Source organism: Streptococcus mitis (assembly GCF_946190155.1).
GTDB classification, from domain to species: Bacteria; Bacillota; Bacilli; order Lactobacillales; family Streptococcaceae; genus Streptococcus; species Streptococcus mitis_CL.
On the sequence record NZ_CAMHZL010000008.1, the window covers coordinates 35,119 to 51,181 of the forward strand.

Annotated in this window: 21 protein-coding genes; all 21 read right to left on the minus strand. The window is 32.2% G+C overall.

The genetic code is table 11. The annotated features are described in order from the left end of the window. Window position 1: 1 nt before the first annotated feature. The 21 genes from tig to N8O80_RS07500 all read right to left on the minus strand — a co-directional run bounded on the left by tig (window position 2) and on the right by N8O80_RS07500 (window position 16,004). Window positions 2-1,285, minus strand: a complete 1,284-nt coding sequence (gene tig, locus N8O80_RS07400) for a trigger factor (protein WP_020901577.1) — start codon at window positions 1,283-1,285, stop codon at window positions 2-4. A 172-nt stretch (window positions 1,286-1,457) separates the two neighbouring features. After that, window positions 1,458-2,597: a tyrosine-type recombinase/integrase gene (locus tag N8O80_RS07405; RefSeq protein ID WP_261027556.1), complete on the minus strand. Its 1,140-nt coding sequence runs from the start codon at window positions 2,595-2,597 to the stop codon at window positions 1,458-1,460. 65 nt (window positions 2,598-2,662) lie between these two features. Beyond that, on the minus strand, window positions 2,663-2,890 hold the full coding sequence (locus N8O80_RS07410; protein WP_000413840.1) for a hypothetical protein: 228 nt from the start codon (window positions 2,888-2,890) through the stop codon (window positions 2,663-2,665). Window positions 2,891-3,048: 158 nt separating this feature from the next. Continuing rightward, window positions 3,049-3,459 (minus strand): hypothetical protein, encoded by a 411-nt coding sequence (locus tag N8O80_RS07415; protein WP_261027559.1) that lies wholly within the window; start codon window positions 3,457-3,459, stop codon window positions 3,049-3,051. Window positions 3,460-3,462: 3 nt separating this feature from the next. Continuing rightward, window positions 3,463-3,918, minus strand: a complete 456-nt coding sequence (locus N8O80_RS07420; RefSeq protein WP_094753488.1) for a hypothetical protein — start codon at window positions 3,916-3,918, stop codon at window positions 3,463-3,465. Between the two features lie 85 nt (window positions 3,919-4,003). Next, entirely contained in the window at window positions 4,004-4,249 is a 246-nt protein-coding gene (locus N8O80_RS07425) for a DUF4160 domain-containing protein (RefSeq protein ID WP_006150004.1), read from the minus strand. Next, the gene (locus tag N8O80_RS07430) at window positions 4,242-4,493 is read right to left on the minus strand and encodes a hypothetical protein (RefSeq protein ID WP_084919846.1); all 252 of its coding nucleotides are present in this window, start codon (window positions 4,491-4,493) and stop codon (window positions 4,242-4,244) included. Before N8O80_RS07430 ends, N8O80_RS07425 begins: the two co-directional genes overlap by 8 nt. A 59-nt stretch (window positions 4,494-4,552) precedes the next feature. Beyond that, window positions 4,553-5,128, minus strand: coding sequence for a hypothetical protein (locus N8O80_RS07435; RefSeq protein WP_261027569.1), 576 nt, complete (start codon window positions 5,126-5,128; stop codon window positions 4,553-4,555). A gap of 62 nt (window positions 5,129-5,190) precedes the next feature. Further along, on the minus strand, window positions 5,191-6,018 hold the full coding sequence (locus N8O80_RS07440; protein WP_261027570.1) for a hypothetical protein: 828 nt from the start codon (window positions 6,016-6,018) through the stop codon (window positions 5,191-5,193). A gap of 10 nt (window positions 6,019-6,028) precedes the next feature. Further along, entirely contained in the window at window positions 6,029-6,874 is an 846-nt protein-coding gene (locus N8O80_RS07445) for an LPXTG cell wall anchor domain-containing protein (protein ID WP_261027572.1), read from the minus strand. A 20-nt stretch (window positions 6,875-6,894) separates the two neighbouring features. Next, the gene (locus N8O80_RS07450; RefSeq protein ID WP_261027574.1) at window positions 6,895-7,995 is read right to left on the minus strand and encodes a phage tail tip lysozyme; all 1,101 of its coding nucleotides are present in this window, start codon (window positions 7,993-7,995) and stop codon (window positions 6,895-6,897) included. Next, window positions 7,988-10,042, minus strand: coding sequence for a hypothetical protein (locus tag N8O80_RS07455; RefSeq protein ID WP_261027575.1), 2,055 nt, complete (start codon window positions 10,040-10,042; stop codon window positions 7,988-7,990). The genes N8O80_RS07450 and N8O80_RS07455 overlap by 8 nt, the downstream gene beginning before the upstream one ends. A gap of 10 nt (window positions 10,043-10,052) precedes the next feature. After that, window positions 10,053-12,557 (minus strand): ATP-binding protein, encoded by a 2,505-nt coding sequence (locus tag N8O80_RS07460; RefSeq protein WP_261027577.1) that lies wholly within the window; start codon window positions 12,555-12,557, stop codon window positions 10,053-10,055. Next, window positions 12,541-12,933 (minus strand): TcpE family conjugal transfer membrane protein, encoded by a 393-nt coding sequence (locus N8O80_RS07465; protein WP_125429783.1) that lies wholly within the window; start codon window positions 12,931-12,933, stop codon window positions 12,541-12,543. Before N8O80_RS07465 ends, N8O80_RS07460 begins: the two co-directional genes overlap by 17 nt. 9 nt (window positions 12,934-12,942) lie before the next feature. Next, window positions 12,943-13,161 carry a TcpD family membrane protein gene (locus N8O80_RS07470; protein WP_001173341.1) on the minus strand — a complete coding sequence of 73 codons (219 nt, stop codon included), beginning with the start codon at window positions 13,159-13,161 and terminating at the stop codon, window positions 12,943-12,945. Between the two features lie 5 nt (window positions 13,162-13,166). Beyond that, complete coding sequence (locus N8O80_RS07475; protein WP_261027579.1) at window positions 13,167-14,096, minus strand: conjugal transfer protein; 930 nt, start codon at window positions 14,094-14,096, stop codon at window positions 13,167-13,169. Window positions 14,097-14,112: 16 nt separating this feature from the next. Continuing rightward, on the minus strand, window positions 14,113-14,586 hold the full coding sequence (locus tag N8O80_RS07480; protein WP_261027581.1) for a hypothetical protein: 474 nt from the start codon (window positions 14,584-14,586) through the stop codon (window positions 14,113-14,115). Next, window positions 14,583-15,056 (minus strand): antirestriction protein ArdA, encoded by a 474-nt coding sequence (locus N8O80_RS07485; RefSeq protein ID WP_261027584.1) that lies wholly within the window; start codon window positions 15,054-15,056, stop codon window positions 14,583-14,585. Before N8O80_RS07485 ends, N8O80_RS07480 begins: the two co-directional genes overlap by 4 nt. Window positions 15,057-15,073: 17 nt before the next feature. Next, complete coding sequence (locus tag N8O80_RS07490) at window positions 15,074-15,286, minus strand: hypothetical protein (RefSeq protein ID WP_125429777.1); 213 nt, start codon at window positions 15,284-15,286, stop codon at window positions 15,074-15,076. A gap of 19 nt (window positions 15,287-15,305) precedes the next feature. Next, window positions 15,306-15,674, minus strand: a complete 369-nt coding sequence (locus N8O80_RS07495) for a hypothetical protein (RefSeq protein WP_261027590.1) — start codon at window positions 15,672-15,674, stop codon at window positions 15,306-15,308. Window positions 15,675-15,731: 57 nt separating this feature from the next. Then, entirely contained in the window at window positions 15,732-16,004 is a 273-nt protein-coding gene (locus N8O80_RS07500) for a hypothetical protein (protein ID WP_261027592.1), read from the minus strand. Window positions 16,005-16,063: the final 59 nt, after the last annotated feature.

Below are 16,063 nucleotides of genomic sequence, written 5' to 3' on the forward strand. Positions count from 1 at the left end.
ATTATTTAACTGTTGCTGTGCTTGTAATCAATTCAACAGCTTTTTTGATTGTGATATCGTGTTTCAACATGTCCGCTGAAAGCAAGCTTTGTACTTGTGCAACTTCCATGTTGTAATCTGTAGCCAATTGCTCGATTTCTTTTTGGATTTCTTCTTCTGAAGCATCAAATTCTTCAGCTTTGGCAACTGCTTCGATAACAAGGTTAGTCTTCGTACGTGACTCAGCTTCTCCTTCGTATTGTTTGTGAAGGTCTTCTTGAGTAGTTCCAGTGATTTGGAAGTACATGTCAGGGTTGATACCTTGACGTTGCAAGTTTCCAAGGAATTCGTTTACTGAGCGGTGAACTTCTTCGTGAATCATTTCTTCTGGAAGTTCTACGATTTCAGCGTTTTCTACAGCTTTATCGATTGCTGCTCCTTCAACTGCATCTTTGTAAGCTTCTTCTTTAGCTTCAGCCAATTCCTTGCGGTATTTTTCTTTCAATTCAGCAAGTGTTTCAACTTCTTCGTCGATGTCTTTTGCAAGTTCATCGTCAAGAGCTGGAACTTCTTTAGCTTTTACTTCGTGGATAGTTGTTACGAATTTAGCTTCTTTACCTGCAAGGTCTTCTGCTTGGTAGTCTTCTGGGAATGTTACGATAACATCAACAGTTTCGCCAGCTGAGTGACCTACCAATTGGTCTTCGAAACCAGGGATGAATTGACCTGAACCAAGTCCAAGTGAGAAGTTTTCACCTTTTCCGCCATCAAATTCAACACCGTCGATAGAACCAACGAAGTCGATGACAACAGTGTCGCCGTTTTCAGCAGCAGCTTCCTTGATAACCAATTCAGCCAAGTTGTTGCGTTCGCGTTCGATACGCTCTTCAACGTCAGCGTCAGTTACTTCTTTTTCTACATCAACTGATACTTCAAGGTTTTTGTAGTCACCCAATTTTACTTCAGGTTTTGTAACGACTTCAGCAGTGATAACCCAGTCTTGACCTTTTTCCATTGAAGTTACGTCAATTTTTGGTTGAGCAACCACTTCAAGACCAGCTTCTTTTACAGCTGCTTCATAAGCATTTGGCAAAAGAGCGTTCATAACGTCTTGGTAAAGTGACTCTTCACCAAATTTTTTGTCGAAGATAGGGCGTGGAAGGTGACCTTTACGGAAACCTGGAACATTAAGAGATTTCTTCACTGAGTTGAAGACACGGTCCAATTCTGGTTTGATTTGGTCTTGAGAGATAGTGAAAGTCAAGACACCACGGTTTGTTTCTTTATTTTCAAATGATACAGACATTCTGTCATTTCTCCTTAAAATTTTTTAAATACAGTCTATTATAACATTTTCCATTGATAAAAGCTAGGCTAATGTAGACAATTATAGACAACAAGCCACTTTTTCTAACTAAAATACTCTCAAAGTATAGACAATCTTAGACTACTTTGGACATCTTTTGGTTACTTTTTGGTTAGTCATTTTCCAAAACTAATTTATCTAATTTTTCAGTTATATTCGACTTCATCTTCTCAGTAACATGAGTATAAACACTTAAAGTCATTTTTTCATTCGTATGACCTACACGATCCATTATCGCTTTTATAGGTACTTCCAATTCTGCAAGTAAACTTATATGCGAATGCCTAAAAACATGAGTAGTCAATACAAAATCATCTTTCTTAATCTCACTTTTCCTAAAACTATTTTTCAAAAAATTATTGAAACTAGTTATCATTAAGGGGGAACCATTATTTGTAAATATATAATCACCTTCTTCCTCTAAAAGAAGATACTCATTTACAATTTCTATCACTCTACCACTAATACCGATCACTCTATATGAAGCCAAACTTTTCGGACTATCCAAAAATACTTCCGACTTACTTCCATTTGTATGAAGGGTATATTTAACTTCTAATGTTTTGTTTTCAAAATCAATATTATCTTTCGTCAAAGCTAAAACTTCTCCAAATCTTAAACCTGTTAAATACATAAATTCAACAATTAAACGACTTTTATAGTTCTTTTCTTCCTTATCTAAAAAATTCAGATACTGAAACATTTCATTTCTTGTTAAATATTTATTTTGTTTTTTTCTAATTTCTTTCAGGTTCTTTTTTCTTTTTGGTAAAACTACCTTTTCAACAGGATTTTCTATTATATAACCAACTTTCAAACAATACTTAAAAAATGAGTTTAATAATACTTTTTTATTTTGTCTATGATCTGACGAGCAGGACAATTCCAATAGTATATTTTGAACAATTCGACTTGTCACATCTAATAACAAATAATTTTCCAACTTCCGAATTTCCCCAATTATTGTATATTTTTGTGACTTAAACGTACTCTTTTTCAATTCTGTTTCACGAATTTTCAAATATTCTTCATAGGCTTGTTTAACTGTAATATCTCTAACTACTTCCTTCTGCTTTTCTATTTTCTCCCTCTTTTTTTCTATTTTCTCATCCAACAATAGTCTTGCCTGTTTCTGAGCTTGCCTTGTCTTAGAAGTTAAAGTTATAGAAACTTGCTTCCACTTATTCCCTTCTAAATCAAAATATTTTTCATAATATCTATATTTTCCATTCTCCAATTCTCTAAAAAACATTTTATACTCCTTTTAAAAATGAGTATATCTCTAGTCAATAACTATAGTATATCATTTTTTTCCAATCAAATATATCTAACTCTCTCTCTATGCAGAAGAAATAAATAAAATCCTCTCACGTTAATCAATACTTTTTGTCCTGTTCTAAAAGATATATCTTTAAATTCTTTCGTCTTTTGACTTTCGTCTAATCTCCTTTCAATTGTTTTAATACTAATCGAAGGAAAATAATTTGCTTTTAAATCCTTCTTTGACACACAAATATCAGGATAATTATTATATAATTTTTCCATTTTTATTCTCCTATTTCCAAACAATCTTTGAATACCTTGTGGAACTTTTTGACCTAAAATCCGAATTTTAAGCCATATCCAGGTTTCTTTATGTTCACTATTCTCTATAAAAAACAACAAAAAAAACAAGCCATTTCTGACTTGTACTTTTTTTATTTTTAAGACTGACTAATAGCCCCCATAAAAATACTACTCAATCCAATAACCACCAAAAATGCTCTTAATATTGGATTGTTAATAAAGAAAAATATTAAAATCAAACTAACTATTATTAAAATAACTGAAATGATTAAAAAAATAGTTCCTTCAATAGACACTCTTGACATACTTTTTGAAAAATATACTATCAATAATATCCCAACTATATAAAAAATGATTGCTCCTATAATATACAACAATGGCTGATTATTATTATGTCCCATTATCTTAAACGGAGAATTTGATGGATATTTCATCAACAATAACTTATTCAGTCCATCTAGTTTTACTAAATAAATAATAACAGATACTATATACATTATAAAAGATAAAATTTGAGCTGGAACTTGATACCATAATCTTTCAATCAATTTCTATTCTCCTCTATTCTCTCTCATACCACTAACTTGATTGATTATCTTTTCTTCCCTTACTAAATTAGCATATTTTTTTAAAGAAATTAAAATTATAAATAATAACACCAACAATACAATAAAATATAAAAGAATTGACAACCAAAAAATTCCATCATAAACCACATTATTTTCAATAGAAGCTGACATCATATTAGAACTGATCAACTTCAAAAAAGCAAACATCTTTTCTGTAAAACCTGTCAGAAACGTAATTAAAATAATTGTAATAAAAAGTGTAAATTTTACCTTTTCAACAGCTAATTGTGTTTCAACCATTATCTTTTTTGACTGAAATTCTTCATCTGTTAGCAATAAATATGCTTCAACACTACTAGAATAATACAACTGTTCTCGTTCATCTTCAGTTTTTACTATAAAATCTTTTATCCTTGTTTTAAAAGATTGTTGTACCATCATCTTCTCCTACTATTCTCTTAATGTATTATACCACAAAAAATAAAACAAGCCATTTGTGACTTGCTCTTTTTTACTATTATTCTTAATATGCACTATTTTGGTATTCATTCCATAATGCCTGAAGTTCATCTGCATTTTCTAAAACATATTGTCTTACTATTTTCATATCTTTTGACTTTAACTTTCCATCACGAAGTTCACCATTTAAAAACATTGATCCAACTTCCTCGCCATGAATATAAATATGAATATGAGCCATCTGACCTTTATGGTTGTGTTCGTTCGGACGAATCTCAATACCATACTTTAAGAAAGAGTACTTAGGCATGTAATAACCCCACGTAGTCCTTCCACGTTTCAAGGTAGTTATCACGATTCAATTCAATTTGTTTTTGTGCAAATCGAACATCATAATCTGCCAAGTCAAAATCCTCTAAGACTTCACCAGTAAGAATACTAAATGTACCAATCAATTCTTCATCATCATACATACGCAGAATTGGATTGTTAGGATTTTTGGAAATATCTTCTTTGGTTACTTCCAAATTTGTCACACCAAACTCTTTAATCATGATTCCTTCTCCTTTCACTTTCTTTTATTATATCACTTTTTCTAAAATTGTCACTTACACTACTTTGTCAATTCAGATAATTGACTTTCAACACGTTTCAAAAGTGTTTGTGCTTCTTCTGTACTGCAATAATCTTCAAGAGAAGCTAACTGACCATGTATCTTTCTTAAAAGTGGATACACTTTACATAGTTGACTATCTAACTGAGAATTACTACTAGATAAATCAAAGTTTTCTACTTTCAATCTTGTTACTTCTTGAGTTAATTTTGAATTTTGAAGTACAACTTCTTTCATCAAATCCATTGTATCTAAAATTTCTCTAGCTTTTGTAGTATTTTGATACAAAATTTCTCTAGCCATTTTCTCTTGTTTCATTTCATCTGAAATATATTCTGTATCTTTTTTAATAGAAGCATGCTCTTTAGACAAGGCATCATGTTCTTTAGACAAGCCTCTATGCTCACTAGACAAACTATCATGTTCCATTTCACGCTCTTTTGACAATGCCTTCATTTCAGCTTTAAGGCCACTATTATCTCTAGCTAATTTAATAGCAATACCTACTAATGAAGCTATCGTTGCAACAATTCCACTAAATGTTATCCAATCCATAATTGAATACTCCTCAATCATTTTTTCTCCTTTCTATCTTATCATATTTCTAAAAAAGAAAAAAAGGCAGATTTTACTCTGCCTTATTCATTTACTAATCTTACTTTTACACCTTCCACTGTAAAAGACTTTCTTCGACTTAAATCTAATCGAATCAAATTGAAAGATAAATTTATTCTTTTTCCAAAAGGATATACTCTAAACACTAAATGATACATTTCATCTACATCAGAAAATCTTTTTTTCAAAGGAGCTTCAACACCATTCCATGCTTCTCTAGAATAAGCAATACCAGTAAATCTTTCAACATTCAAAAAACTTAACTCTACAATTCCTTGATAAGTCTCTTTTATTGCATCTTTATTAATCATAACCATTCGATGATTTGCATCACTTTGACCTGCTTCCGTAAAAAGATTGATTTTAGGAGGTAACTCATCTTTTAATTTTCGAATTCCAAGGTAGGCCTTGTTTAAGATATTTTTGAATAGATAACGCTGAAAAAGTTTTGCTTGAAACCACTTCATAAACTGACAAATACCAATGCTAATAAGAGCTATTAAAATCCATAATGAAGATTCATTCTCTTGAAATGGAAAATCCACTACGATTGAAAAAATCAAGACTAACACAATACCTTCAGAAAATGAATAAATGAATCTCTCAAAACCAAAACGCAATTTTGAAAAGGAAACAGCTAAGATAAAAATAACCATTAAAAATCCTAAATAATTTGAACTAATTTCAAGTATTGCTGATATTTTCTTAATCAGAACGGCACACGCTATCATTTCAAACACTAAAGATTGCCATTTAAACAACTGACCTAGCAGCCAATTTACTCCACAAATCGCAGATAATTTATATCCCAATTTATCAGATTCCCTCAAAATTCTAAACAACTCTTTCATTCTGTCTCCCTTAATTCAATTTACGTTTACCCCAAACAGTCGCAATCAATCCTACAAATCCCCAAATAGTCGTGAAAATTGTACTAGCTGAACCTGTATTCGGAAGAACTTTCAATTCTCCATCTTTATCTTTCAAAGCGATTGTACCGTCAGACTGCTTCACAGCACCAATTTCATAAGGCTCTTTTTCAGCATAATCACCTTCGCTTGTTTCAACTACAACTTTTCCTTGATTGGTAGATACAACTGTATGACCTGTATTCGTTTCAATAGGCTGTTCTTTGATTTCTTCTTTAGTGACATTCAATGGTTTAGGTTCATCAGATTCTTTCACACCTACATTATCTTCTGCTTTTTGTTTTGCTTCCTTAATTTCAGGAGTATCTTCTACAGTAGGCTTCTTATCTTCTTTTGGCGTTTCTTCTTTCGATTTTTCTTCCTTCGGTTTTTCTTCCTTCGGCTGTTCTGATGGAGTTTTAGGTTCTACAACAACTCCTGTATTATCCTTTTCCTGCTGTTTCTCAGAATCTTTTCCAAGATTTTCAGAAGGTTTATCTTCTTTTGGTTTTTCCTCCTTCGGCTTTTCAGATGGAGTTGTAGGCTCTACCACAACTCCTGTATTATCTTTTGAAGGCTCTTTTTCTGTTTTATTACCTAAATCAAGATTCTCACCTTCAGTTTGAATAGCAGGGACAACAGCAGGCTGTTCTTCTTTTGGCTGTTCTGCCACAACTAAACCAGCAGTATCTTGTTTAGAAGCTACACTTCCACCCAAAGTTAATTCATCAGCATTTACACCAGCTACAAAGCCGCTTAATACAGTTACACAAACTAGTGTTACAATTTTTTTATTCATATTTTTTTCCTCTTTTTTCTTTATTTTCCAATTACATAATAAAAATTCTTTGCTTGTTCAGCAGTAAATACACGATAATCAGTAATTCCTGTTTCTTGCATTGGTTTAATTACATTACATTCAGAAATCAAAATTGAACCATCATCCCTCACATCTTCGACAAAGGCTACATGTCCATAAAAGCTATGACTACCTGCTTGCCCCCCTTGAAAGCTAAGAGCAGAATGTTTTGTAGGAGTATTCGTCACTTCATATCCTGACTTATGCGCCCAGTCTCGACCATTCCCCATGTATGGATCAAAATGTATTCCAAATTCTTTTGCTCTATTGAATACATACCAAGTACATTGACCATAAGGATAAGACTGAGTAATATAGCCTTCTTTTGTAATTTCCTTATCAATCGAATATCCACTAGGTAAATCAGTTGAAACTTGACCAAATGGCACATCAGCACTACCAGCTATTGCGTTCCCACCTGAAGAACCATCAGATTCAATCGTACCTTTAAAGACTTCATACCACTTCTTACTATCCTTTTCCAGCTTCCCTAATTTTGTCTGACCGTCTGAAAGTGAGACACCTTCATAATGTTCAGACCAATATTTTGCACTTTCAAAAGGATCAGTCGCCTTCTGCATATAGTCTTTGACTTTTTTATAGCCATGATTCAACTCATAAGACATCAATTCCAGTTCCACCGTACTATCTAAAGTACGAGAACTAGCATTTCTCCATCTATCACCATTGATAGTATTATCCCAACCTGACCATTGAAAATAGCCAGCAACTCCACCTGATGGATTCGTTAGTTTAGGATCAAAATCACTTTCTCTTTCAGCATTGGCAAGTGAACCACTAGCACCCTCTAAAGTGAATTTCTCTTTAGAGAGTTGCCAGTTTAGAATCTTAATGACATCTTCTGCACGTTCGACAGATATATTGGCTTTTTGAGCAACTTCTTGCGCTGTTAATCGAGTTCTCTTTCCAGTTGTAGAATTAGATGAGCCACCAGCAGAAACAACTCCGATAACGCTTAGAAGAATTAAGAGAATCACTAAAAACGTAGGTATAAGACTTGCGAAAAAGAATCCAAAGCGTTTCGCTGTTTTGTTACCCATTAAATTTCAACCTTTTTCTTTTTTTAGTTTTCAATATTTTGGTTTTCTTACTTAAAATTTCTTTAGAAGCTATTTCTTCATTTTTAGGATTTTTTACAACTGTTTTTCTTCGTCCTACATCTTTTGGATTGACCGTTTTTGGAGTCTGCATTTTATGTTTCACTGAGCCTTCCTTATTCTCTTTAAATGGCTTCTGACCTTTCTTCAACCGTTCTTCCTTCAGCCGTTGAATTGATTCACGAGAAGCCTGTTTCTGACCAGCATATTTTTTAGCTTCTTTATCTCTTAATTTCTTCTTTCCTTTCAACAAATTTCTATCAGCACTTCCCTCTTTAAAAGCATTAGCTCTCACTCCATAGAGTTTAGCTAAAGCCTTATTTCCTTTTTCTTTCAAGGCATTGACTGAACTATTTTTATGTTCCTTAATCGAATTCATTCTATTCTTAATCACATCACCTTTTTCAGCAACCTTATCTACCAATGGACTGTTCTTACGTAAAGTTTTAAGATTTTCACTCAACTTATCTTTACCCATCTTCAATCCACCTTTAGCAAACTGTCCACCTACTTTGAGTCCGTTTCCACCTACTTTCAAACCAGTCGTACCTGTTTTTGACAATCTTTCTTTCAGTTTTTGAACAGACTGAGAATTGCTTATTTCTCGACCAATCTTACCAACAGGACTATTGGTTACTCTTGAAAATGCTGATAAAAGCGAATGTCTATACTTCCACATTAGAAACAATAATACACCTTTTAAAAAGACTGTAACTAGTAAATCACCACCTACAGCAGTAGAGATGAATTCAGTTAAGGTATTGTAAAAGAATGAAAATATACTAGTTGCTAAAAGCATAATTGATGATAAAGCAAGCATTGAAATTCCTTTTTTATTGAATCCAATCAATAAATGCTCCATCTTAGGAAACAGACTTAGAAGAAGGATAAATGGTAACAATAGGATTAAAAAGATAAAAACGATTAAAAAGAAGAATCGTGACAACCCTAGCAATAAATAAATCGTTCCCATCACAATAATATCGGCATCAGAAGCAAAGGCATACATAAATTTTAAGCCCCACTCATTTTTTAACATCTTGTTTTCAGGGTCTTTATCTTTTGCAAGATCCTTGACTTTTTTATCGCCAACTAAATGATCTCCATCACCTTGCTTATAAGCAGCTAAATCTTCAAATTCTTTTTCAGAAAGAAGAAATGAACCATCTTCTTTTACAGGAGAGTTCATATACTTATATCCCTTCAACAAAGTTTCAGAAAAATATGTTTCTACTCCATTTTTACTTTCACCAGTTAAAGTTTTTGTAATTTCCCCATTCAAAGTAATTGTTGTTGTTCTAAAACTATCATAGACATGAGTTATCAAATACTTATTTTGACCATTTACATTAAGTTGAATGAAATAAACTCCAATACAAGTATAAATCAATAACATTTTTATCAATGTTTTGAAGAAACTACCTTTTCCAGTCGCAAACAAATACAGTAAATAAACTGCCATACTTGCACCAACCAAATAAATAATTTCTCTACTAAACAAAGAAGAAAATACTTTACTAGAATTATTTACAGTTTCATTCAACAATCCACTAACATCACTCATTCCTTCAACAGCAATATAAACTTGTGCAACTACATAGAAAACAAGTTTTCCAAGCCAAAAAACAGACTGAACCATAGAATTAAAGAAATAATTAACATTGGAATCAAATCCAAAAAACTTTTTATCAAAGTAAACTTTACTTGTTAAATCAGACATCTTAGACTTATAATTCTCATAAGTCAGTTTGCTATTTTCTGCTTCCTTTTTCTTTTGATTCTCTTTTTCTTCTGCTTCTTTCTTAACCTTGTCTAATATTTTTTTAGCATTATCAGAAGGATCAACCAGTTTAGGCTTATTCGTGTTCCTATCAAATTCAATAATATCAAAGTTATTTTTTGGAAGAATATCTTTAACAGAATCAGCTTTTACAAAAGCAGGAAGAAGAAAGAAAGAACAAATAAACACTAGTAAAATATTTTTTCTCATATTCCTCCCCCTATACAGCAACTAATTCTGTTTCTACTGTTTCAAATAATTTCATTAAAATAGGATAAAGTGTACCATCTACTGTAATACGCTCTTTTCTTCCAAACGTATCATAATAGATACATTGACCCATTGTTTGATTTTCAAGCCAAGAACGTGAAGAATCGTTATCTTCTACACGCAAATGTTTCAAAATAGCTTCTGTTTCTGAATTTTCAGGGAAAGCAAATACCGTACCAAATCCAGTTCCATCTTCACTTGTTTTCAAGTCTTTTACAGACTGAGTAACCAGCAATAAGAAATTATTAAATGATCGACCCGTACGCTTAATACGATTCACTACTTGCCTTCCAACAGAAGTTAACATAACCTGCCATGCTTCATCAAAGACTAATATTGTTTCCTTATCTTTCTCACGTTCACCAAAAATCGCACAGAAATAGGCCAAAGAATACATAACTGTCAAACTACGTAATTGTGTTTCAGTCATTTCATCTTTATCCGTACTCTGAGGCATATCCAAGTTTGCAATTTCAATGATTGTAATTTTGTTATCAACATTCAGAACATTTTGGCTTCCATCAGAAAAACAAAGTGACAATAAAGAATTTCTTGAAATTCTTTTTAAGAAATATCCAGCAGTTTCAACATCTTCCTTTGAATTTTTCTCTAATTCATCAAAGACTTGTAACATACCGACTTTCTCACCAGCTTTCCTTCGTTCAATCACTTTGTCAATCGAATCTAACAAATGTGGTTGAACCTTGATATAGGTATCTTTATCCAATACAGAACCTACAAGCACAGTTGCTAACTCTGTTAGTTCAGCTTCATCTTGTAAGAATGAGAATGGATCAAGAACACCTCTATTATTCTTATCTTTCATATCCAAGGTCACAAAATTGATTGACTTGATATATTCTTGAAGTTCATAAAATTCATCATTTTCTTCCAATTCAGATAACACAGTTAAATATTGTTTTTTCATTTCTGCTTTTGGATCAATATACAATACTTTTGTTTTCAATAAAGAATGATAGGTAAATAATAACTTAGTTAAGAATGACTTACCATTTCCAGTTGAACCAGTTATAGCTATATGAGGATTGCTTGTTTCCTTACCCTTCACTCCAACTTTATTCGCTTGTAATAAATTTGAAAATACAATGTTTGTACTTGAATCAAGAGCTTTTTGAAAATCTCCATACCATGAAGAAATCTCATTATCAACACGACCAATAGGAAATCCAATTTCTGTTCCAACCTTCTTAGTCGTAAACATTAGATTCTCACAAAGTCCACGTAGACTTCCATATTGAAGAAATGACTCCTTTTTATTATCAAGAATTTCTGTCAATCTACTCTTATAGAATAGATATACTCGATCTGCAACAGCCTTGACAACTTCTACTTCCAATTCTTTCAATCGTGCAAATAGAATATCAAACTTAAGATTCAATTCTTCCAAACTGTCTGCTGTAATGGTTAAGGTATGAAGATAGGTAATCATCAATTCTTTATTGTCATGTTTCTCCTGAAAATCTTCTAACAACTGATGGCTTTCCAAAACTTCAATTTTTTGAACATCATCATTTTCTGCTGTTTCATTTACCGTATTACCAAGATTCTTACGCTTGTTTCTTGCCCTGGATAAAAGTGAGAAAAAACCTTTTTGAGTTGAAAAACGGATTTTATACATACTATCAACAGGAAATTCAAGATTTTGGAGTTCTTCTTGTAGATGAAGATAAGATACATTTTTTGGATATGAAACAACAGGAATTGTCGCTACATAACTTGTTTCCTGACCATTAGTCAATTTCAAAGCATTCCCATCGACAACTTCAATAATTGTTTCATCTACATTCTCAATCGAATTTTCAAGTGCAATCAACTCACTTTCTTTGTCATATGTTTGACCACCAAGAAAATGAAGCCGATTCAATAATTCTAAATCAGCTTTTGAAACTTCTGTCACGTTCAAAGCATGGATTTTAGTTTGAATCACATCTTTCTGATTTTGCCAAGCCTTCCACCAATCAACTTTTGGTAATTCTTCAAAACCAACCATTTTCATCACATTTTTTCGATAAGTTTCTATCGTCTGTTCCACAGTTAGTTTAAAGTCCGAGGTTACATTAACTGATTTCAAAGGGACTACAAGATAATGCTTATACTCAAAGAGATAGCTTACTTCTTCTTCCAATCGTGACTTCATTGTAGATACAATATAATTTCCTAAAGGACTTGTACCTTGACCTTGCTCAATATCTTGTGATAACAAAGCAATTTTCTTAGCCAATTCTAAATCAATATGTAAACTATGAATGCTTAAATCATTGTACTCTGCCAAACTAGCTAAACAATTATAAACAATATCCTTACTAGTCTCCTTTTTCGTTTCTTCAATCGTATTGACAACTTGTGATTCAATTTCAAATACGGATAAAACCGTTCCATCTTTTAACAGAATCAAACCATCAGCAACCGACCAAATATTATTTGATAATTCCACGTTTGATACTTCTCACTTTCTCATATTTTTTTCCTTTACAAATATATATTTTCTTTCGCTGACTATCGTATTCCTTCCAAAAAATCAAATACTCATAAATAAATCTAAATAATGTCTTTCCATCTAACTTATAATCAGCTAACAGATTCCCAAGTTGCCAACCAGCAAATGCAGCAGCCATAAAGCGCCAACCCCAATCAAGGTAAGGAATAAAGCCTAGTAAAAACCAAGCTAACACTAAAATTACTAGGCAATAGACAATCGCAGACATTTTAATTGCAAATGGTAAACTAAATTCTTCATTTAATTTATGCACCCAAACAGGCTGTCTAAATGCTGTTGTATAGACATACAGCTTCTTGTCTTTTCTTTCCATTCTTCATTCCTACTTAATTACTTCAATCAATTTTGACCAAATAGGTTTAGTTGCATTTAATACGGTTTCAGGATTTTCTAAAAAGAAAAGAATAAATCCAGCTACCAAAACAATGATAACTAGTTTTCCTAACTGTTGCTCCTTCCATGCTTTCAATGCTTTCATTCCTGCAAAAAATGCTACTGCTGGAACACCAAACTTAGAAACTAAAAAACTAAATAATGCCATCTATCTTATTCTCCTTTTTCTTCTTTCTTGTTGTAGTCTAATGGAATTGTATGTTCCATCTTTTCTACAAAATAACTATCTTTATCTTCTCTTAACTCAAAGCTAAAATTCTCGCTGTGAGTTGAACCAGCTACTTCTAAAGTAATCTGAGCATAAGCCAAGATTTTCCCATCTTTTTCTTTAAAGTAGGTATAATCTAAACTCTTAAATGTTGCACCACCAATAGACTTAATATCTTTAGAAATTAAATCTAAATTCGCTTGACTAGTTGTGTAATTTTTAAAGAATAATTCTAAGAACGAAACTAATTTCTTTCTTTTACCTTCCCCAATTTCATCATTATCCAGTAAAGCCAAATGAGTTTCTTTTCCCACACCATCAGCCTTAAAATCACTTACAGGAGAAAACCAAGGTAAACCAGCTACATAGTATTTACCGTCTTTTTCTCCGTATGGAATCGAGAATTCTATACCTACACGCTGATTCTTGTCATCTTTTTTTGTATCATAAACAATACGATATACAGCTATACCATCTTTAGCAAGTAACATACGAGCGCTAACTACCGACATTTCCTGCTTCGTTTGACCTTGATTCTTAACTTCAGGAATACTTCCATAGTATTCATTCAATTTCGCTACATCATCTTCACTAGAGCCATTGTGTGAATTATAGGTAAAATATCTACTTACAAATCCATCTAAGAACTGTTCCAACTTACGATCTGTTTCTTTTTTTGATTCAACAACTGGTGAATTTGTCAATCTATCCAGCATTTTTGAACTTGTCCTTAAAGAAACAAACATTGTAAAACCACAGAAAAGAATAAAAAAAGATAAGCCTGCTAAAAAAATACGATTCGATTTTTTCTGACTTATCTGTTTCATTTTTACTTGCTTTTCTTTTCTCGGCTTCTTTAAATATAAATTTCTCATTTTTTCCTTTCTATGTTTACAAATTAACTTTCTTGTAGAAGCCAATAGGAGTATTTAATATTTCTCCCTGATCTATAAATCCTTGAAATACTGTCACCCAATTCCCACATTGAAAAAAATAATCAACAACCGATTTATAATCTAATTCTTTCGTCAATTCAAAAATTGTATCAACTTCATCTTTAGAACAAAATCTATAATATCTAGTTGCAATTTTTGTCACAGGAATATAATGCTGTAATTGAAATTTGACAATGTATTCATCACCATCATATAATTCCATCACTGCTTTCTTCAGCAAGTAAACCTCGTCTAACGACATGATTTTATCCACTTCCCAATCAGAAATTCCACAAATAAAAAAGTTGTCTTTGTCAATTCCTCTTTCATTTATTCTTTCAAGAACCTGTTCTTGACTGTACTTCATAATATCTAGTTCACAGAGAAATTCAAAATTTCCTTCTCTCAAAAATCTTATATTCGCTATCATTTTGATAAAAAGTAACCTTTATTTACAAAGCTACCACCCTCTTCTAAGCGAACATCACGACCATACTTTTCATAGTCAAAATAGAATTCTAATTGTTCCCTTGACAATTCAGCACCCAATTCTTCTACAACATACTCACCTAATTCTCTATCAGTTGAAATATCACGATATAAACTACAATTATCAAAATCAACACTTTCTAAAGCCTTTGGATCAGAGCTATCTGATTCAATGAATGATAGAACAATATCTTCATCTACATCTTCCACATTTTCAGCAAGATCATTGACCAAAAACAATGAACATCTTTCAACTTTTAAATCAGGCAATTCTTCAATAGATTGAATCGTTATAGAAACATCTTCTACATCATATCCAAACTCAGAAGCAACATATTCCAAATCAACAGGCAAAGAAAATTGTTTTACTTTCTTTGACCGATTATCCATAATTAAAGCTGTTAATTCCATTTCTTATCCTTTCTTAATCAACTTTCTACTTGTCTATTCAACTGTTCCAAATCAGCAACAGTAAAGACACCATATCCAATAAATGAATCGCCCTCATAATCAACAATTTCAATCTGTTCATCATAAGAACCACTCAAACCAATCACAGACAACTTTCCAAAATACAAAGGCAAGCCAAACCAAGCCTGCCTTCCATTTTTTGGATTCTTAATCAATACTTTTGAAGCCATATTCACTATCAACTATTTTTTATTGCAAAAAGTACCAGCTATTACCTTCATGCCCTAGAAATACATAGGAATCTCCTAAACGACTAGCAATTTCTTCTTCATATTCTTCTACATAGGCTGCTAAACGATCTTCATTGACTAACTGCTCATATTCTCCACGATCCAAAATACCAGCAAAATCAATCAATGCTTCCTGCGTATCAACTTCTGTAAAAGAATTGACATACACATTATCAGGATTGTTACCATCAAACTGTCCAAACTCTACACCGTCAAAGTGTTCATCTAAGCGTTCAATAATCTTTGCAGGTTCATCAAGCAACTTTTTTCCAAAATTGTAATGCTCACACACATCAGAAAACTTATCATAGACGACTTTAATACTCATTTTTTTCTCCTTCCAAATAAAAAAGGAAGCCAAACTTGACTTCCTTCATCATTTCAATTAAATTGAAGCTGAACGCTCAAAACTACTACCAATCGCAAAGGCACGAGTTGTTACCTTATTCAATTCCTTATTCATTGCATAGTAACTAGAAAGGTCTTTCTTGATACACTCAATAACTTGATACGGTAGTTGCAATTCTTCAACATTTTTAAGAAGTGAACTTAATTCACCAGCATGCTTCCACGCTGAATCAAATTCTTTTGACTTCAAATTTTTTGCAAGTTCATTCGACAATTCAATAATTTGTTTATCTTTTCCTTGTAAAGCCATTTTTTTATACCTCTTTTCTTCTTTAGCTTTTTATATATTCAGCTATAAAGCTGGAGAAC